Genomic DNA, 20,355 nt, shown 5'->3' with positions numbered 1-20,355 from the left:
AAAAATTAGGTAAATAAATCGTCGATGGTGATTTCATTTGTGACCACGCTGAGATAATGAGCATTTTTCTTTGCTCCCGCTAACGTTACGAGGGTAATAAAAATGTTTTTTCTGGTTCGGGTACTTTGCTTAAATACGGCTACTTTTTCCTGCAATTGCGCTGCATAAGCCTTTGTCATATCAAACAGGCCTTCGTAAAACTTCAATTCCAACAGGTTGATGCAATTGTCGTCACGATCGATCAGTAAATCAATCTGAACACCCCCATCGCCTTTCAATGTCCACGAATACTCATTAGAAATGATTCCGTTGATGCCCAGGGCCTTTTTGATCTGATACACATGTTTCAACCCCAGGTTTTCAAACGCGTATCCCGACCAGATTTTATAGACTTGCTTATTGGCTACATACTGCCAACTGCTGTTGAGCCTGTTACTGACCAGAAACTTGAAATAAAAAAGGGTATACTCGTCAATCAGTCGATACAAGACGTCCTCTTTCGTTTTTTGTAACGGTTGAATCTGTTTTACGAATCCGCATTGTACCAGTTCTTCGAGTACGGTTGTTAGTCCTCCACCGCTTTTTATGTCGGTTGCCTGAACAATTTCATTGCGAGTTAATCCTTTATTTTTCGTTGACAATGCCCTAACGATAGTCTCATGCCATTGACTATTCTTAAATAGCGATGCGTATAAGTTGGAGAACTCGTCTCTCAGAGGGGCCTGTGGCTTGAAAAACAGGTCATCCAAAATCTGAGGTACGCTTTGTCCGGCTTTTACATCTTTCAGATAGAAAGGAACGCCACCTACACACATATACAACTGCGCAATGTCTTTTTGAGTCAGTTGCACTTTTTGCATTGTTAAAAAAGCCTGTGTTTCAGCTAGTGAAAAGGGCAGGAGTTGAATGCGTTTCGTAATACGATTATGCAAGCCACCTCTATCGTTGATCACCTTATTGATAATCCAGGATGCTGCCGACCCACAAATGACCAGAACAATGTCGTTTCGTTTACTACAGAACTGGTTCCAGAAGTTATCTAAAGCAGCCAGAAAACCGGATCTTGGCGTTTCGAACCATGAGATCTCGTCCAGAAAAACCACTTTTTTCCCACGGCCTAACTCATTTAAGTAAGTTTTCAGCAACACGAAGGCTTGTAGCCAGGTTTTAGGCATTGGCTCTGGCTTTTTCTGCACTTCGGCTAGGGCCAGCCAAAAATTTTCCAATTGCTGTTCCAGACTCTTTTGGTGCAACCCACTACACTCAAAGACAATTTTGCTGGCATAAACCTGACGTATCAAATACGTTTTCCCAATTCGCCTGCGTCCATACACGGCTACAAACTCAGCAGTATCTTTCTGTATGAGCTCCTGCAGTAGATTTATTTCCTGAATCCTTCCGGCTATTTTCATACAAGAGACAATTTATATTTCGCCAAATTATACTGAAATATAGCCCATTTGGCGAATTATAAATCTATACTTCGCCAAACTGGCCATATCTATGCCCTATTTGGCGAAGTATAGATTTTATATCATACTGATATACAGATCACTGCCCCTTAAAAGAACCTTTAGAATTCATTTCGTTGCCGCAGGCGGGATGATTTGTTTCTCCAACTCGTCGATGGTCCAGGCTTCCCGCCCGGAGGCATACGCATCCCTCACTTTTTTGACCTCTTCAGGCTGGATAACTGCCGATTGCCGACCTTTGATACCGCGCAAAGACGTTCCGACAAATTCGTAACGGATATAGCTCAGCACCGAAGCAATCCACTCGTCGGAGTTATCTTTCATCGAGGCCATTTCGCTGGGGAAGGTTTTTCCGTCAATAGGACCTTTCAGACCATGTAGCAAAATACGGATCACAAAATCGCGGTCGTGATTGACGTGTTTGGCTCCTCGCAGGGCTGGTGCCGCATTGGTGGGTAACCCGTTACCATCGCCCCCATGACAGGGTGAACACATGCCTTTATAGATTTCGCTACCAGCTACGATCAGCTTCCGGTCAGGGGCAGAGAAACTGCCCAGTTTCATGCCGTATTTTTTGGCGTCTTCGTTTTTGTCAATACTCAGCTTGACCCGTTTTATCATTTCACTGTCTGAATTCCGGGCCAGAATATCCTGAGCAATCTGTTGGGCCTGTGTGCTTTTGTTAGCCCCTACCGACAGAAGCAGCTGCGTTCGGACATCATAATTTGGGTCGTCTATCAGCTTGCCGACGTGGGCCATCATATCGGTGTCGTTTTGGTTAATATACCGTTCACTGATCCAGATGGCGGCTCGGCGAATCTGGGCGTCTGAATCGCTTAAAGCCGTACTGACGAGGTCTTTGTCAATGGCGTTCATCCCTTCGAGCGTCCATAAGGCATGAAGCCGCCCCAGGGCCGATACACTCTTTTTGCCGGTTGCCATTGCCCGTAGTTCAGGAACGACCGATTTATCGCCAAGCAGAATAATTTGTTTCTGGGCATTATCGCGCCACCAGCCATTCGGATGGTCCAGATACTTGATCAAGCTAGCGGCTGGTACATCGAGCATGTATGGCTTTGGACTAGGCTTAAATCCATCGTGTACTAATCGCCAGATTCGCCCACGCTGGTTGATTTTGGCTAGATTATAGTAGTCGATTTTTCCCCGTAGAAACGTGCCTTTTCGCGTCCAGTTCGACTCCTGAATAATGCCCCGGTTCATGTCGATGATGTAAAGCAGCCCATCAGGCCCAGTATAGGTGTTGACAGGTCGGAAAAAGAAATCGGTGCTGGCGATAAATTCCTTGTGGTTGTAGACGTTTTCGAGATACGTTTTCCCGTTCCGGTTGACCACCTTCGCCCGCCGGATGATGCGCGCTACGGGTTCGTTGATCAAATAATCACCAACCAGATCAGCGGGTAGGTGGTCGCCCCGAAATATCGACTGGCCGTTGCCTGAGGTAAAGTGGTTGAGGGTGCTATCGGGCCGTAAGCGAGGAGGGCCACCCTGCACTTCGGGGTTGGAAATCCGCGACCATACCGGCGCAAAGGTGGCTTCGTCATACGCATCGGCAAATTCCAGCGCGCCGTATTTCGGGTTGATCTGAAAGCCGGAACCCGCATTTTCGCCACCCCCGCGACTGAAAAATAGCCGCCCGTAATTATCGTAGGTTAAACCCCACTGTCCATTTGATCCACTAGGCAGGGAGTCGGGCTTCAGAACGCCATTGACATACCGAAACCGGATTGGATCGACCGTTTGGTAGATGTAGTTGTCGAGGTTCCAGACCAGGCCGCTGCGTTGGTGTTCCAGATTGCCGGGAGCTACTTTGCCCACGACGTAAACAGGCCGTTTCTGGTCAGCCACGCCGTCGCCGTTGGTATCTTTATAGCTGAAAATATCATACGTGTCCGTTTCGTTGACCAGCAATTCGTGATTGACGCACAGGAGCATACGGGGCAGCAGCATGTCCTTGATGAACACCGTGCTTTTATCCATTTTGCCGTCGTTGTTGGTATCTTCCAGCAGCATCACCCGACTCTTTTTGTCCTTCGTACCGGTGCCGTCGGCATCCTGGGTGTAGGTTTCCATCTGAGCCACATACATCCGGGCGTTTCCATCCCAGGCAATGGCCACCGGCTCAGAAATCATCGGCTCGCTAGCCACCAGTTCCATATGATAGCCGGGGGGCAATACAAACGCTTTCTGACTTTGCTCCGGTGTAAGCGGGGCAATCGAAAAAGGGGCGAGTGGTTCGGTAGTATCACTGTCGACTGTTGTCGTAGCGGCCGGGCTAATCAGGGTAGAGGTAGCCGGTGCTTTTGTGTTCATTTGCACCTTACACGCATAGATCAGCGCCGATAAGCCAAGCGTGCTAAGGAGTAATCGATTGAGTTTCATGTCGGGGTATTTGGCGATCAGGGTCTTGTAAAGCGAAAGAACGCATAACTACAAAAGCTACTCAGCCCCGTCAATAAATGCCAGACGGCATGGCCCTGCACGAGCGAATGCGGATTACAGCCAAACTTTTGCACATCCAGTGTGCGTATCTTTATGGCGATGACAATCAGCAAGAAACTCACAATCGGCACCCAGCCAAAGCGCTCTTTTCGGCATTGGAAATAATTAATTCCGGTTAACAGGAGTGAGATTAAAATCAGGGAGGGAAGCAGAATACCGCTGGGAATCAGGAGCGAAAGTTTAAAGAACAGGCCAATAAGCACCACCAAACTAATCACCCAAATACGCCTGGCCGACTCGCTGAAGCGTATCTTGTACAGTACATGGTAGAGCGCAATACCGACCAGCGTCAGGGTAAGGCCATAGGTACCGTTCATGTCGACACGCTGACCAACGTAGGTGAGTGATGCATGAAAAAAAGCACTTCCAAAGCCCAGATAGATGAAACATATACCCAACAGGGCTGACAAAAGTGGAAATGCTTGCATTCGATTTTTGGGCCGCTCTCCCTGTGTTTTATAATCGCTGATAGCGATTTGCAGCACCAATACACCCAGGAAGAAATACGCCAGGTTGGAGTAGGTGTTCATCGGTTGGTGAAAGAACCGGTCCGTGTGGTTGAACTCGCAATACTCAACCGTCAGCGCCGATTTGCTCACCTGCATACCCGCCCAAATAGTGCCCTTTAGCACCATATTTAAGTTAACCCAACACGCCAGCATTCCCAATGTAATGTAGGTAGCGCGTAGAAATATCTGAGATACGGACGGCGAAGAGACCATTTGAACGATTTAGTGATTAGGCGTTATTTCCAGCAAAGGCATTGCCTTGTCCCAGTCTACCGGTATTTCGTACACGACTTTGATGATCGCCGGATACGATTCGGCAATGGCCCATTCCTTGTCCATCTGCTTTGGGTCTACTGCTTCCGTTGTGGTTCGTTTCAACGACGTTTTAATGCCCAGTTTCATAGACGAAAGCGCCCAGGAAGCGTCCGAAAAGGATGTCGTTGTTGCGTTGGGGGCATACACATACAGGTCCAGACTTGTAGCGGTAGGGTCAGCGCGGTACACGCTCAGAGTTGTCTTGCTGACTTTTACATTCGTATTGCCATTTCCTGGAACAAGTAGCCAGCCAATGTCGCCATCGGTAGTTTTCCAATGGATGGTGCCGGTTTTCACCTGGTTCCATACCCGCCGAATGCCCCATACTCCGCCCATCATCCAGTCCCGGTTGATCATGGCCGTTACCTGCTTGAGGCTATCGCCCTTGTAGGTGTTCGGCACAGTTCGACTAATGAACCGAGGTTCAGTAAATCCCTTCAAGGTGGCTAAATCCGCTTTCGGAATCGACAGGCCCAGATTGAAAATTGGCGCGAGGTTGCTCATTTCGCCATATTTGGGCGCTTCGGTAGTCGGGGGAATAGGAGCCTGTTTTTCATTGTCGACCGCAAGAGCAATCCAGATACCCATGATGGACAGGTACTTCCGCATGTCCATGCCGTAGCCGCGAAAGTAAGGTCCCGGCATGTTTTTGAGGTTCGCGTTGTAGAAGGTGGCGGCTTCGTGCCAGAATTCCCGTTCGAGGGTCTGGCCCATCTGCCGCATCTCGGGCGAAAAGGCCAGCTCGCGCCATAGAGCAATGGCGGCCAGCGTAACACCGTAGTAGGTTGGTGAGTTGTATTCGCTGAAGGTGTGGTACCGCTGATACAGATTGAAAATGTCGTGTGCCTTTTTGATGCCTGCCTGCCGCAGTTCGTCTAGCTTGAATTCGGTACCGACGTATTCCATCAGAAACGAGCTCATGATCGAGATGTTGGTATAATCGGCGCCGACGTTGCGTTTCAGAGCACCTTTGGCAGCGTGAATGAGACCCACTTCGATGCCTTTTCGGATGTCGTCGGTCAGTAAATGGCTGTACTTCTTGCGGATGATGATCAGGTCGCAGCCGATAAATTCGCGCCAGTTTTGGTCAAAATTGTCGCCATCGATCGACGTTTTCCAGATACCGTAAATCTTCGTGTTTGGGTCCTGATGCTGATTTTTCAGAATCCAGGTCAGGACCTCAGCGGCTTTTTCCTTATCGCCGGGTTTGTTGCGAAACAAAAGCGCTTCGGCCAGCCGGGTTTTTGTTCGTAGGCTCGTCCGATTAGTCAGCACCTCAACCACGGTTTTGCCCGTCGGGATTTCATCAGCCAGAAAGTCTTCGAACAGCCGTTTCTGATAAGGCGACAAGGTTTCGTAGGTGTATTTTTTGGTGTAGATCGTTTCTGGCTGTTGAGCCAGCAAAAGGCTTGTGCAGATGGTTAGGAGGAGGGTTAAGGCGATGTTTTTCATCGTTTGAATTGGGGTTTATATATTTCCGTGGGCTGTATCTTCACGACCCATTATTAGTATTGGCTGATGCAGGTGTGGTGTGGAGGTGAACTATATTACTGTTGGAAGAAACACCTAAAAGACACTATCTTGGACCAGCAAAAGAGTCGTCTGAAGGCATTCTGGTAAGGAACCTGTTTAAACTTCCTATAATTGAGCACTAATTGGTGTGCTTTGTCATCCCGAGGAACGAGGGATCTTCGGATGAACGATCTGATCCGAAGATCCCTCGTTCCTCGGGATGACAAAAAAGCCATTGAAGTAAACGTTTAAATAGGTTCAAGATGTAGCCTTTAATAACGATGCGCGACTCTTTTCCGATGATTGAGCAATCCACTTAACCTGAACCATGAACGACGAAACGTCCCCATCGCCTTCATCACTTACCCCCGACGAGCAGACAAAACTGCGTGAACTCACTAACCAAAGCTGGAATCTTGAATTAGCCATTTCAGGGGTTGCCATGTTTGCCATAATCCAATGGCCCGATGCGCTCGACTCCACCTTTTCGTACATACAGTACAACTTTCTGAGCGGCAGAGAAGATTTTGTCGGGCGCATACCTGCTATGGCCTACAGCATGTTCAGGGCTGCCACGTATGTACTATTTGCTGCCTTTCTGGCCAACTTCGTCATGCGGGCATTCTGGGTAGGGCTGGTTGGCCTACAAGCCGTGTTTCCGGCCGGTATTCAGTATGACCACCTGCCGATGTCGACAGGCTACACGCAAAAACGCCTGGCCGAAGAACTTGGACCGCTTGACCGGTATATCCTCTGGCTCGACAAGCGGAGCAATGTACTGTTTGCGCTAGCCTTTCAGGTAGCCATCATCATGTTTACGGTGGCAATCATGTACATTCTGGCCCTTGGCGTGTACGTGTTTATCCAGCCAAACGTCCCTGGTCCGGTCTGGTTGGTCCTGAATACCGTCATTAATGTCTTTTTCTTCGGCGGTTCATTATTGATTCCCGTTTTATCCCTCAAACGATTCCGGGACAATCCCAAAGCCAGTCGCCTGCATTACCGGCTTACCAAAATCTTTCAGAACGTGTATATGGGCGTCTATAAGCCGATGTCGTATATCACGAACACATTCCTCAGCAATATTCCCCGGAAGAAGCTGACCCGTACCTACCTGGTTTTTTATGGGTTGTTTATGGTAATATTTATGATTGAGTTTACCCACGATCAATTGCAGAGCGAGAATCGGGCCTCTCTCCTCAACAAACGGCATCTCTTTACTGCCCGTGTGGATAGCCTGTATATCAACCCCGCTAACTACGATAACCAGCGCCCGACCGATAGCTATATCGACGCGGCATCGATTCAGGCCGATATTATTCGGGAGCCCTATCTCAAGCTGTTTATTGCGTATCCGAAAGCGCTCGATACGCTGCTGACAAAGATGGCAAAGGAACCCAAATGGCCAGATTCGCTTAGCAGACCAGCCAGACGGCAACAATATGCCGTCTGGAGCAGTCAGCAGGTCAATAAACTGATGCAGATTGCGGTCAATGATTCGGTGATTACGCAACCGGGACTTTTCTTTACACAGGCTGGGCCGTTTGAGCAGAAGGGCTGGCAAGCGGTGCTGGTGCCGGGCAATCTGCGCATCGGGTATAATCAACTTCGTATCAGTATTAATCGACCAAAGAAGCAGGAGCCGGAAGAGCTGGTCAGTATACCATTCTGGTACGTACCCGAAAAGTTGTCGCAGCCCACAAATGCCCTGGGCCGGGCCGATTCGCCACCGACAGCAACCAACGAAACGAATGCTCAATCCCGAAAATTCCTGCGGAAGGTACTGCATAGCAATGCATCCCGTGGTGGGGGTGGGAATTAACTGCCTGTCACCTTCGCTATCTCCGTGTCGTATTGAGGTTTTCATTTCACGGCTATCATCCGCAGCATCACCACACCATGATGACGAATGTCGGTTTTGAACGAGCCGTCGAACACACCAAGGTCTTTTTGCAGCCAGACGTCGCGAAGTTTGTGCTTGCCTTTCAGTCCGATGCTGGCAAAATCAAAGGTGAACGGTTTGGCTTTTTCGGTACCCCAGTAGAAATAGGATTGAGGAGTTTTGCCATAGTCGGCGGTGTTAAACAGCCCAACGGCAACCGAGCCGTCGGCTAGCGGTTTGGTCCAGATCTGCACACCATTTTCTTCCTTCACGAATCGGGCGGGCTTGCCCAATGGGTCCTGATTAATGTCGATTACCTCATCGTTGGTGAGCAGATTCAGCGTAAAGGCATCCAATTGTTCAATGGGGCAGCCGATGAGCATGGGAGCCGCCAGCAGGCTGAAGATGCTGATATGGCTGTACTGTTCATCGGGCAGTAAACGCGTATCGTGCATCACCGGCCCAATCGATACCTTCCCCACAATCATCATATCGGGATCAGCCCAATGGCCCGGCCCGGTAAAGTCACCCCATTTATCGAGCGAAAACGTCGTCAGGTACAGACTGGTCCAACTGTCTTTGATGTCGGGGCCGGTCCGGTACATATTGGACAGCCGCGCCCAGTCACCCACTTTTTCAAATGGGGCATTGTTCGACAAACTGAAGACAATATCTCGACCCGACTGCTTCAGGGCGGTCGACATCCGCTCCGTTGAGTTCACATCGATCCGCCAGTCGTATTTCAGAAAATCGAAACCCCATTCGGCCATCTGTTTAGCGTCTTCGGTCTCGAACCGGTATTTACCAATGTGATTAAATGCCCGGCGGTTGACCCTGATTGTCTCGTGAGTTTCGCCCCCATGCGCGGAGTCGGACGAAGCGCCTGCATAACCACCATAACTCGAAATGTACGGTGTGGAGTAAAGCCCCACTTTCAGACCTAGCGAGTGTATATAGTCGACCATTTCCTTAAAGCGGGGAAACTTGGCGTTAGGTTGAAGGGCGTTGAGCGGGCCACCTCGTTTACCCTGCCAGGCATCGTCGATGTTGATATAGGTCCAGCCGTGATCACGTAGCCCCATCTTCACCATCGCATCAGCGGAGGCAATGACCTTTTCGCGGTCGATGTGGGCTTCCCAGGAGTTCCAGCCGTTCCAGCCAATGGGCGGAGTGAGCGAGATAGCGTCGCCAATTTTGATCGTTAGGGATTTGGTTGCTTCGCTCAGCGCATTTTTCGCTTTGAGCCTCACTGGATAGTTACCCCGTTCGGCAACACGCCCAGTAATGATGCCCGTATTTTTGTCCAGCACCAGTCCTTTGGGTAGTCCTTCGACCGAAAACGTGATGGGTTTCTGGCCCGTTGCCGCAATGGTGTACAGGAATGGCTTGCCAGGTGTAGCACCAAATACGCCTGCCGAATTGATTTTAGGCGTTTTAGCCGATGGAGGTGTCAGGATATATTTCTCACCTACATACTGAACATGCTCAATCTGGGCATTACCGATCATCTCTACCCGTGCATCGATCCAGTTGCAGTACGTCCGTTTGTTGCCGACGCCCCCAACTTTGTCCGTGACCAGAAGCCCCAATTGGCGAATGCCCGTCAGGTCGACTTCGACGGGAATGGGAGCATCACCGATAGTCATCTCCCGGCTTTCAAAGAGCACTTTACCGTCGCCTACTACATAAAAAGTGAGCGCAATTTCCTTATTGCCGAGGTCATCGGGGCCGACTAATGCTGAAAACCGTTTGGCCTGTCGGTTCAGCGCGAACGCCAGCACACAGGGCGATTGAGCCCCTAACCCCCGCGAATACCGTACCCCTTTCGTCCGCAGAGTGTCGTCCTGGTAATTGTGTTTGGCCTTTACCGGTCGCAACCCTTCCGAAAACGTCTGAATAGGCAGGTCGTCCAGCCAAACGGTGTGGGTTGACTGGGCAAAAGCGCCGATGGATACGAAAAATAGTAGAAGGGTTAAAGGTTTAGGCATTTGGTAAACGTTATCATTTGGTTTTAGGAATCGTCTCGAGCAACCTCACCCCCGGCCCCTCTCCTGGTTTCAGGAGAGGGGCCGGGGGTGAGGTTGTCCACTTACTTATCAAAATCGGTTTCCAGCAGTTGCTTCTCATTGAAAACGCCGGTGCCTTCAGGTTTACGGGCTCTCATATTTTTTACGTCATTGGCCGAAATACCTTTCCCCTGTTTGGCAAAGGCGTTTTGCGTAAATCGGATGATATCGGTAATGTCCTGGTCACTGATATCTTTGTTATTAAGCAGCGCAGGCATTTCATTATTGAGTTGATATAATTTCCCATCGACGTGAATGGGTCCGCTGACACCGTGCAGAATGATAGCCGCCAGCCGTTTCATGGAGCCATCGATGTATTCGGAACCTTTGAGTGGCGGAGCCAAATCCTGAATACCTTTTCCATCGGCTCCGTGGCAGGTTGCGCAAATGCTTCGGAATAGTTTCAACCCTCGGGTTCGGTTATCTACTTCATTCTTTTCGACCACGTAAATGGGATTCATTTCTTTTTTCTGACGCTTACTGATTGTGAGCATCAGGTTATTTTTCAGTAGGTCGGTCGGGTTCATGGACGCCAGATACTGCTCTTCCCTCCCATCGAGTGCGCTGGTAATGCCCTCCTGAACAACGCGTTGCGTCTGGTATTTTTTCTCGATTTGCGATAGAATGGGCATGAATGTAACGTCTGAAAGTTGGAGCCAGCCAGTCAACGAAGCCGCCAGATAAAGGTCGATGGTTTCGTTGTTTTGTGCCATCAGGTTCGTCGAAATCGCCTTCATACTGGCTACTCGTTCTTTGGTGGCAAACCGCTCCAGAAGTCCTACGGCATGGGCAATGGTTTCGGGCTGCTTCGATTCGTTAATGATGCTACTCAACCGCTCAAAGGTCAGGGCATTGAGTCCGTCGAGTACATAAAGCGCATGAACAGCCGTCAGCAACTCATTCTTACCTTTGGCCAGTGCCACCAGTTGGTTGACAACCGTAAGGTCTTTTTTCTGAATCAGCAGTTGCTGCGAACGATCTCGTAACCAGCCATTGGGATGACTGAGATAAGCGATTAACTGGTTGCTGGTTGCCTTCGACAAGTCGGGGACCGGATTGGCCTTTGCCGTGGTACTGGTCACTTTCAGAATGCGCCCGGCATGTTGTAAGGTATCCAGTTTTTTATTCGCCAATTGCTCAGTCAGGTACTGCGAAATGTAGGCCTTGTGCTGAATAATTCCCCGGTGCATATCGACGATATACATGGCTCCATCGGGTCCGGCAAACAGGTTTACCGGCCGGAACCCTTCGTCGGTGGAGGCTATAAATTCTTTCCCATCAACAGCCTGATGACCAGCGGTTTGTAGGCCCTTGAAATCCAGAATGTTTCGTTTGATCAGGTTAGCTTCAGGAACGCAGACAAACGCGTTAAGATTATAGGCTTCGGGGAAAGTGCCACCCCGGTACACCAATGGCCCGCAAGCCGCCGTAACCTCTTTTAAATACCCTTTTTCGTCCAGAACGCCCGGCTGATAGCCCCGATTGACGGATGTTTGATGGATTGGATACACCCGGTTGCTGGCCAGTCGCTGATGCTCAGCCAGCGTTGGTTTAAAATATTTGTTGCGGATTACTTTGTTGGGCAACACATAATCACCCTGTAAGTTGACCGAATTGTTGTTGTAATAGAGCCGCCCAAAATTGTCTTTCGTAATGCCCCATTGCCCCCGATCGGTAGTTGGTTCTTTCAACCATTTGCCGTTTTTGCGCTGATACCGAAAGTTATAATTGGCATTGTAAATCCAGTTGTCGATGTTCATCATCAGGCCGTTGGACGAGTGTTCAACATTTCCACCTTCGGCATAGACTGGGTCGACAAGGGTTTTCTTGCCAGGCTTGTCATTATTGATTTCGACAAACCACAGCTTGGGACCATCCACGTAGAGTAGCCCACCATATACATGCGCCAACCCTCTGGGCAGTACGAGGCCGTCTAAAAAGACTTTGGCGCGGTCGGCCACTCCATCTTTGTTCTGGTCTTCCAGAATGACGATCCGGCCGTTGGGTTCTTCCTCACCGATGCCTTCCAGATTGGGCATGTACCCAACCATTTCAACCACCCACATCCGGCCTTTATTGTCGAAATCCATACTTACGGGTGCGTTCAGCAATGGCTCCGACGCGGCCAGACTTAATTTGAAACCATCTTCCACCTGATAGTCATTGAGCGAAAAGCGAGGTCCATCAAACGTGATAATCCGAAATCCTGCCATAACGGCCGAAAACACTACTAAAGCGGTAATAGCTAATTTAACTGGTCTTTTTTGGGCCATGTTTGTGCTTATTTTATTTTCCCGGTGACATTCGGAACATCACAACACCATGGTGTCGAATATCCGTTTTGAATGTCCCGGTAAAGTTACCAAGGTCTTGCTGTCGCCAAACGTCCCGGAGCTTATAACTTCCTTTAAGACCAATCTTTGTGAAATCAAACGTGAACGATTTTGCGGTTTCGTCGCCCCAGCGGAAATACGATTGGGGTGTTTTACCAAAATCGCCGACGTTGAACAACCCTACTGCATATGACCCATCTTCCAGCGGTTTGGCCCAAACCTGAACGCCGTCGGTTTCCTGTACGAGTCGGGCCGATTTTCCGAGTGGGTCCTGGTCGATGGCAATGACCTCGTCGTTGGTGAGCAGATTCAGGGTAAATGGATCGAGCTGTTCGATAGGGCAACCAATCAGCATAGGAGCGGCCAGCAGACTGAATAAACTCACATGACTATACTGCTCGTCGGGCGTCAGGCGGGTCGGGTGCATCTCGGAGCCGGTCGTTACATTGCCGACGATCATCATATCGGGGTCGTTCCAGTGGCCGGGCCCGCCATAAGGTGCCCATTTGTCGAGCGTAAAGGCCGATACAAACAAACTGTTCCAGCTATCGCGGATGTCGGGGCCGGTGCGGTAGCTGTTGGTGAGCCGAACCCAGTCATTCACGTTGGCGAACGGAGCTGAATTGGAAATGCTATAGTGAATATCGCGCCCCGATTGCTTCAATGCCTCCGACATCCGCTTGGCCGACGAAACGTCGATCCGCCAGTCGTATTTGAGGTAGTCGATGCCCCAGTCGGCAAACTGCCGGGCGTCGGCCTTGTCAAACTGATATTTGCCTACGTACCGGTACGACCGCTTATTGGCGATGATCTCGTCGGTAATGTGGCCATCTTCAAAATCCGACGACCCACCCGTATAACCCGCATAACTGGTAATCATAGGCGTTGAGTAAATACCGATTTTTAGCCCCAGCGAATGAATGTAATCGACCATGTCTTTGAACCTGGGAAACTTCTCATTCGGTTGAATGGCGTTGAGCGGTCCTCCCCGTTTACCCTGCCAGGCATCATCAATGTTGATATAGGTCCAGCCGTGATCACGCAGACCCATTTTCACCATCGCATCGGCGGAGGCCATTACTTTTCCCTGATCGATGTTGCGTGCCCAGGAATTCCAGCCGTTCCAGCCGATGGGCGGGGTCAGCGAAATGGTATCACCTATTTTGATTTTTAGGGTTTTCGTTGCTTCGCCCAGTGCGTTTCTAGCCTGTAACCTCACCGCATAGGTACCTTGCTTAGCTACGTTGCCCGTAATGATGCCTGTTTTCTCGTCCAGCGAAAGGCCCGCTGGCAAACCGTTCGCCGTAAAGGTCATAGGCCGTTCGCCCGAAGCGGCAATGATATACAGAAACGAATTATTCGGGGTTGCGCCGACAACGCTGGGCGAGTTGATACGAGGGGTTTTGGGAGCCGAAGGGGTCAGAATGTACCGCTCGTCATTGTTCGGAATGTTTTTGGGAAGGTGGTCGTCGAGCATCACTAGTTGGGCATTGGCCCAGTTGGAATACACGCGGGTCATGCCCTTATCGGCCACACGCACCAGCAAACCCAGTCGTTTGATACCCGTCAGGTCTACGTTCACCGGTTGAGCGGCATCTCCCCAGCGCATCTCCCGGCTTTCGAACAGGATTTTGCGGTCGCCGATGACGTAGAAGACGTGAGGTAGATTTTTCTGCCCCTTGTCGTCAACGCCAACCTGTGCACTAAAGATTTTAGCATGTCCGTCGAGCAGAAAGGCCAGAATACTCGTTGAGTTGACACCCACACCATGCGTAAAATACTGCCCATGGATGAGCATGGAATCGCCAGCCGCGTTGGCTTTTCCCAACACCGCCGGAATACCCTCCGAAAAGGATTTGATGGCCAGTTCATCGAGCCAGACCGGGCGGGTTTGCTGCGCATGGGCGGTGACCGAAAACGCCAGTAACCACGTAAATAGCACTATGTATTTTGTATTCATTCCGTTCGTTTGAGCTTTTTACTCCCTTGGTCTGTGTCCTCACAGATCACACATTCCATCCGGTTGATAATGGTCTGTGAAGACACAGCCCAAGGGAGTAGCAAAAGTTGTTTCGACCGCTTCAGGCTATTCATGGGCAACACGTTTGGCAATCATTGTCAGTACGGCTTTATCGCTCCATTCCTGTCCATGCCCAGCCATGGCGGTAAACCGGACGGTGGCGTCCGACTTCGGGTTTTCGGTTTTATCGAGGAATTTTTGCAGGAATCGGGTTGCTACGTTGGAATACAGACCATCCATATCGCCCATCCAGATCCAGATTTTGCCCTGAAGCTTCGGGCCGAGGGTAGCCCAATTTTTTTCGAGTACTTTTTTGAGGTCGTATTTTTCCCACTGTCTGGCAATGGCATGGTCAATTTCGCCGGTAACCGGATCGAACATCAGCGAGGGTAAGCCATCCTTCCCTTTTGGTCCGAAAACGGCGTTATAAGCCCCGAACTGCCCGCCCGAAATAAGGTAATTTCCAGTACGGCTGGCTACGTTTTCGCCCGCAATCCAGTCTTTCATCGAGAACGTCGGCTCCCCGTAAACCGTCCGGCGACCGGGTTGTAGATAGCCAAAGCGGTTGTAGAAAATGGTTTTATCTTCGTAAATATTGATGAGACCGTAATGCTCAAAATCGACCGGGTCGGGACTGTAGGACCAAGTGCCATCAAAAAAATCAGGATAAAAGACCTGTAAGCCCAGCGACACCCAGCCGCCGGTCGAATTGCCCGTCAGGAAACGCATTTTTGACGCCGGTTTGTAGCCGACCTGCCGTTCTATTTCAGGAATCAATTCTTCCGTCAAAGCCCGGCCGCAGGGGCCGTTATTTTCTGAATCGATCTGGTAGGTATCGCCATACGGCCCCTGCGAATCCAGAAAAACGTAAATGACCTGCGGGGCCGTTGGCGTAAACCACCAATCGGCAAACTCTTTGTTGCCCAGCACGGTATTCACTGCCGTATAGCGACCGTTCAGACCTGGAATCCGGTAACAGATGGGGTAGGTTTTGCCGGGGTTGTCGAAATAGCCTGAAGGCAGCAGAACGGAAGCTTTCAGGGAACGCGGTCGTCCCCAAAACGCCGACAGAAGCTGGCTTTTCAGTTCAACTGTTTTAACAAATTTGTTGCTGACAATGGTCCAGGGTGGAATCAGGGTATTGAGTGTAAGGCTCAGTCTGGCATTGGTTGAAAACTGGATTGAGTCGATCGTGCTGTAGAGATTACCCGGTACGTTTTCCTGCCCGTCGTCGGGATTCTGTTTGTACACCACCTGAAAATAAAACATCCCCGATGGGTTGTCGCCCAGTTTATCCAGCCCGACCGACAGCGCTTCTTTAGCCTGCGTATCCATCAGAAAGGCGGTTTTACCATCCCAGTTTTGGGGACTGATACCCACCGTAATTTCCGAACGGCTGCGGGGTTCGCGCTCCTTCTGTTTGGTCACGTGCAAGAGCAACCGCCCACCTTTCAGGAACGATTGCCGAAGAGCCGGAGCCACCGAAACGCTGATGTTCCAGGCAACCGGAGTTTGCGCATTTACACCGATGTGAACTAACCAGCCGACCAGCAGCAAAAAGAGTATCTGTTTAGTGTTCATGGCTAAGGTGGGTTAATCGCTTATTCACTCTTTCCGACTGGCCGTTCACGAACACCTACTTTCTGAGCCCAGGCATCGTATTCGGTTCGTAAGTCGGCTACGAGTTGTGGTTTTTGTTGAGCCAGATTAGTCATCTCGCAGGGGTCAGTTTTCAGGTTATAGAGTTCCCAATCGGCATCTTCCGTGTCTTTCTCCAGCTTCCAGTCGGCTTTGCGAATCGCTTTGTTGCCTTCGTGCTCCCAACAGTAGGTACGTGAAATTGCCTTATTTGTACCCCAGAGGTATGTCAAACTTTTGCCGGGCAGGTCGTTGGGAGTCAGACCGGCCAATTCGAGGCTGGTAGGCATCAAATCCATAACATGTCCAATACCCTCGACAAAACCGGTCTGGTGGCGAATGCCGCGTGGCCATTGCAGGATACAGGGCGTAATCATACCACCCTCATGCACGAAGCGCTTGTACTTACGAAATGGCGCGTTGGAAACGTTTGCCCAGGGTGTGTCGTAGGTGACGTACGAACCTTTTTCGCCAATCTTTTTGGTGGGGTCGTTGAGTTTTCGGCCTTCTACATTCTCGTTCGAGCTACCATTGTCCGACATAAATACAATCAGGGTGTTGTCGTACTGCCCATTAGCTTTCAGCGTATTGATAAGTCGGCCAATGTTCTGATCCATCCGGTCGATCATAGCTGCATACACGGCCATTTTACGAACCCACTGAGCTTTGTCAGTTGCCGTATTCCAGTCAGCAATGTCGGCCGAACGTGGGGTCAGCGGGTAACGCTTGTCCGCATAACCCAGCTTTTGCATCCGTTGGTAGCGGTTGGCCCGAATTACATCCCAGCCCTGGGCATACAGCTTTTCATATTTCGCAATGTCAGCCTCATAGGCATGAAGTGGGAAATGCGGAGCCGTATAGGCTGCATACAGAAAAAATGGCTTATCAGGTCGGTTTTGCTTCTGCTCGTTGAGGTATTGTATGGCGTGGTCAGTAAAGGCGTCGGTCATGTAAAAGCCGTCGGTAGGTGGGGTAAACTCCTTATCATCTTCCACGATAAACCGCTTCCCTTTTTCGGCGGGAATGATCTCGTAATAGCTCGACGCCCCGGAAATCAATCCGAAATAGCGGTCGAAGCCGCGTTTTAAAGGCCAATGCTGTCGACGCTCGCCCACATGCCACTTCCCCACCATATAGGTACTATAGCCAGCCGGTTTTAGTCGCTCGGCAATGGTTGGATAATGATCGTCCAGAAAGCCCTGATAACTACCCGGCTGAATCGGAGCGTTGGGCATGGTCACCATTTGCCCCATGCCGGCCGTATGTGGGTATTGGCCTGTCAATAAGGATGCGCGGGTGGGGCAGCAACGGGCATTGTTATAAAAACTACGCAGTTTGATGCCGTTGGCCGCCAGTTGATCGATGTTAGGTGTACTGACCTCTCCGCCATAACAGCTAATATCCGAAAACCCCATATCGTCGGCCAGGATGAATAGGATGTTGGGACGTTGGGGATCAACGTTCGGGGGTTGGAACGATATTAAACCACTAGTTATTTCGCTGATAACTAAAAGCCCAAAGAGCGTGAGTTGGTTCTTAAAAATACGTTTCATGTTTTTGGTGCTTTTACCTCACCCCCAACCCCTCTCCTGATTTCAGGAGAGGGGAGACAAGAATGCCCACTTTGTGTTTGTTGAACAAACTTTTTGTTGGGTATTTTACAGCGTTCTGACAGAGTAACAAAGCGGCCTGGTAAGTACTCCCTCTCCTGAAACCAGGAGAGGGGCTAGGGGTGAGGTGAGGTCAATTCCCCCATGCTTTATTCGGCTGCGGCCCCATCGTTAGTTGCAGTTTCCCACCGTTTACTATCGTTTCGTGCTTGACCCACGGGCTGTTCAGTGGTTTGCCGTTCAATTGAGCCGACTGGATGTACAGGTTTTGGGCCGAGTTGTTAATAGCTTCAATCACAAACTGACCTCCTTTATAGTATTTCGGGTTGAGTTTGAAGGTAATCTTGTTGAAAATTGGACTACTGATTTCATAAAACGGCTCAGGCGAGGTACCGCCGTTGGTTGAGAAAATGCCCGTTTTCAGCAAGACCGCCAGACTGCCCATGAGTCCCTGATCTTCGTCGCCACTGTAGCCTGCGTCGGGCGAGATACCGCTGTACACCTTATCGATGATTTGTCGGGTCCAGTATTGGGTCAGCCAGGGTGAACCGGCGTAGTTAAAGAGGTGCGCCGTTTGAATGCTAGGCTGATTGCCGTAGTTGAGAAATACCCGGCGATACTGTTCCTGGGTTTCTTTATCATGCGATTTTCCCGAGACAAAGTCGTGCTGCTGCGCCTTTTCAAAGGAACTGTTCAGTTTGGCCGTAAAGGCTTCTTTGCCGCCCATTAGCTTAATCAACCCCGGCACATCGTGCGGTACGAACCACGTGTACTGAGCCGCATTGCCTTCTTCCCAGCCATTATCGTAGCGCAGAATATCGACGGGTTCGGCCCATTTGCCATCCAGTGTTCGGTTCCACATCCAGCCGATGTCGGGATTCCAGCTATTTTTGTAGTTCTCCGACCGCTTCATAAACAGGCTGTAGTCATCGGTTTTGCCCAATTTCTGGGCCATCTGTGCCAGCGTATAGTCCTGATAGGCGTATTCTAGCGTTTGCGTGGAACCGTCCTGATGGAAGCCGTAGCGGGTTTGGCTGAGCGGATGCGGTACATAACCGCGCTCCATATAGTATTCGATACCGCCCCCTTTGAACGTGTTGTGCTCATAACCGGCCTTACTCATCATGCCGCCGGGGAAGTGATTCTTACGCAGTCCCTCATAAGCTTTTTCGATGTCGAAGCCTCGAATTCCTTTCAAATAGGCGCTCACAATAAACGGCGTAGTCGAAGCCCCGGTCATCACATAGGTATAATTGCCGCCCGCTGGGCCACGAGGAATAAGCCCGCCATCCTGATACATCATCACCATCGAATTGACAAACGATTCGGTCACCTCCGGGTAAACCAGATGCCAAAGCGTATTGATGGTCCACTGCGCTCCCCAAAACGAGTCGGAGTTATGATGGTTGAATTTAGGCTTGCCATTGGCATCCAGTGGAATCTGGCGAATGCGACGTTCAGGCCCGGTCATATCGGAATATTTGCCATTGACATCCGAGATGATCCGACGGCCTTGCAGGGCATGCCAGAGATCGGTGTAAAAGCGGCTGCGGACGGTGTCGGAACCGCCTTCTACCTCAATACGACTGAGCCAGTTATTCCAGTCGGTACGGCTGTCCTGTACGGTTTTGTCAAAATCCCAGTGGGGTAATTCGGTTTTCAGGTTCAGTCGGGCCTGCTCTTCGCTGACGTACGAAATGGCCACTTTCATCTTCCGCACCTCGCCCACTTTGGTCCTGAAGCTCACATACGCACCGATGCGTTCGCCTTCGATCTGATCATTCACAGGCTCGAGTTTGCCGTTTCGCCAACCCTTGAACGAGTCGAACGGCTTGTCGAAAACGGCCACGAAGTAAACGGGCAGAATTTTCGGCCGACGGACAGTCGGAGCCATAATGGCGTAGCCTTCAATCTCCTGATTGCTTACCTTTTTTACGAAGCCTTTCTGCGTATCGGATGGTCCCAGAAACGTAGCAAAGTCGAACAGGACATGGCTTTGATCGGAGGCCGGAAAGGTATATTTATGAAAACCGACGCGAGTGGTCGACGTCAGTTCAGCGGTGATATTATACGCATCCAGCACCACTTTGTGATAACCCGCTTTGATCACCTCTTTCTGGTGCGAAAATCTAGAACCATATTGTTCTGCTCCTAGATGCCCCTTAAATGGCCCGGTCATGGGTAGTACCGGTACACCCGATAACTGCCAGCCGTGAATGTGACTAAAGCATTTAATGCTGTCGAGGTGATACCTATAGCCTGCACCCCAGTCAGCGTTTACGGCGTTGTCGGGGCTCAGGTTAACCATCCCAAATGGGCGACTGGCCGAATTGAAAAAGAACCAGCGCGAGTTGGCCGCATCGACAATCGGATTCACCAGATCGACGGGCTGTTTCACTAACTTCTGCGCCTTACTGGGTAGGGCAATGCTGCTCAGAAGAAAGAACAGGTACGATAAGGATTTAGGCATAGTCCTCA

The 20,355-nt window shown here is 50.3% G+C and carries 11 protein-coding genes; 1 reads left to right on the top strand and 10 read right to left on the bottom strand.

Annotation, left to right across the window (positions count from 1 at the left end; all coding sequences use genetic code 11):
* Window positions 1-5: 5 nt before the first annotated feature.
* The 4 genes from ACYVFD_RS29970 to ACYVFD_RS29955 all read right to left on the bottom strand — a co-directional run bounded on the left by ACYVFD_RS29970 (window position 6) and on the right by ACYVFD_RS29955 (window position 6,268).
* Window positions 6-1,412, bottom strand: a complete 1,407-nt coding sequence (locus tag ACYVFD_RS29970) for an AAA family ATPase (protein ID WP_461094277.1) — start codon at window positions 1,410-1,412, stop codon at window positions 6-8.
* 168 nt (window positions 1,413-1,580) lie between these two features.
* Window positions 1,581-3,872 carry a DUF7133 domain-containing protein gene (locus ACYVFD_RS29965; protein WP_461094275.1) on the bottom strand — a complete coding sequence of 764 codons (2,292 nt, stop codon included), beginning with the start codon at window positions 3,870-3,872 and terminating at the stop codon, window positions 1,581-1,583.
* A gap of 17 nt (window positions 3,873-3,889) precedes the next feature.
* Window positions 3,890-4,714 (bottom strand): ceramidase domain-containing protein, encoded by an 825-nt coding sequence (locus ACYVFD_RS29960; protein WP_461094273.1) that lies wholly within the window; start codon window positions 4,712-4,714, stop codon window positions 3,890-3,892.
* 9 nt (window positions 4,715-4,723) lie between these two features.
* A complete protein-coding gene (locus tag ACYVFD_RS29955; protein ID WP_461094272.1) occupies window positions 4,724-6,268 on the bottom strand; it encodes a hypothetical protein in 1,545 nt (514 codons plus the stop codon).
* A 388-nt stretch (window positions 6,269-6,656) separates the two neighbouring features.
* On the opposite strand from ACYVFD_RS29955, the gene ACYVFD_RS29950 reads away from it, so the two are divergent.
* Window positions 6,657-8,150, top strand: a complete 1,494-nt coding sequence (locus ACYVFD_RS29950) for a hypothetical protein (RefSeq protein WP_461094270.1) — start codon at window positions 6,657-6,659, stop codon at window positions 8,148-8,150.
* Between the two features lie 41 nt (window positions 8,151-8,191).
* On the opposite strand, the gene ACYVFD_RS29945 is transcribed toward ACYVFD_RS29950, so the two are convergent.
* The 6 genes from ACYVFD_RS29945 to ACYVFD_RS29920 form a co-directional block, all read right to left on the bottom strand.
* Window positions 8,192-10,198 (bottom strand): NPCBM/NEW2 domain-containing protein, encoded by a 2,007-nt coding sequence (locus tag ACYVFD_RS29945; RefSeq protein WP_461094268.1) that lies wholly within the window; start codon window positions 10,196-10,198, stop codon window positions 8,192-8,194.
* A 101-nt stretch (window positions 10,199-10,299) separates the two neighbouring features.
* Window positions 10,300-12,549 carry a DUF7133 domain-containing protein gene (locus ACYVFD_RS29940; protein ID WP_461094266.1) on the bottom strand — a complete coding sequence of 750 codons (2,250 nt, stop codon included), beginning with the start codon at window positions 12,547-12,549 and terminating at the stop codon, window positions 10,300-10,302.
* A gap of 13 nt (window positions 12,550-12,562) precedes the next feature.
* Window positions 12,563-14,569 (bottom strand): NPCBM/NEW2 domain-containing protein, encoded by a 2,007-nt coding sequence (locus ACYVFD_RS29935; protein WP_461094264.1) that lies wholly within the window; start codon window positions 14,567-14,569, stop codon window positions 12,563-12,565.
* 126 nt (window positions 14,570-14,695) lie between these two features.
* Window positions 14,696-16,210 carry an alpha/beta hydrolase-fold protein gene (locus tag ACYVFD_RS29930; RefSeq protein ID WP_461094262.1) on the bottom strand — a complete coding sequence of 505 codons (1,515 nt, stop codon included), beginning with the start codon at window positions 16,208-16,210 and terminating at the stop codon, window positions 14,696-14,698.
* A 20-nt stretch (window positions 16,211-16,230) separates the two neighbouring features.
* Entirely contained in the window at window positions 16,231-17,820 is a 1,590-nt protein-coding gene (locus ACYVFD_RS29925; protein ID WP_461094260.1) for an arylsulfatase, read from the bottom strand.
* A gap of 190 nt (window positions 17,821-18,010) precedes the next feature.
* Entirely contained in the window at window positions 18,011-20,347 is a 2,337-nt protein-coding gene (locus ACYVFD_RS29920) for a GH92 family glycosyl hydrolase (RefSeq protein WP_461094258.1), read from the bottom strand.
* Between the last annotated feature and the right edge of the window lie 8 nt (window positions 20,348-20,355).

It is taken from the genome of Spirosoma gilvum, assembly GCF_054776815.1.
This window is presented reverse-complemented; position numbering and strand designations above follow the sequence as displayed.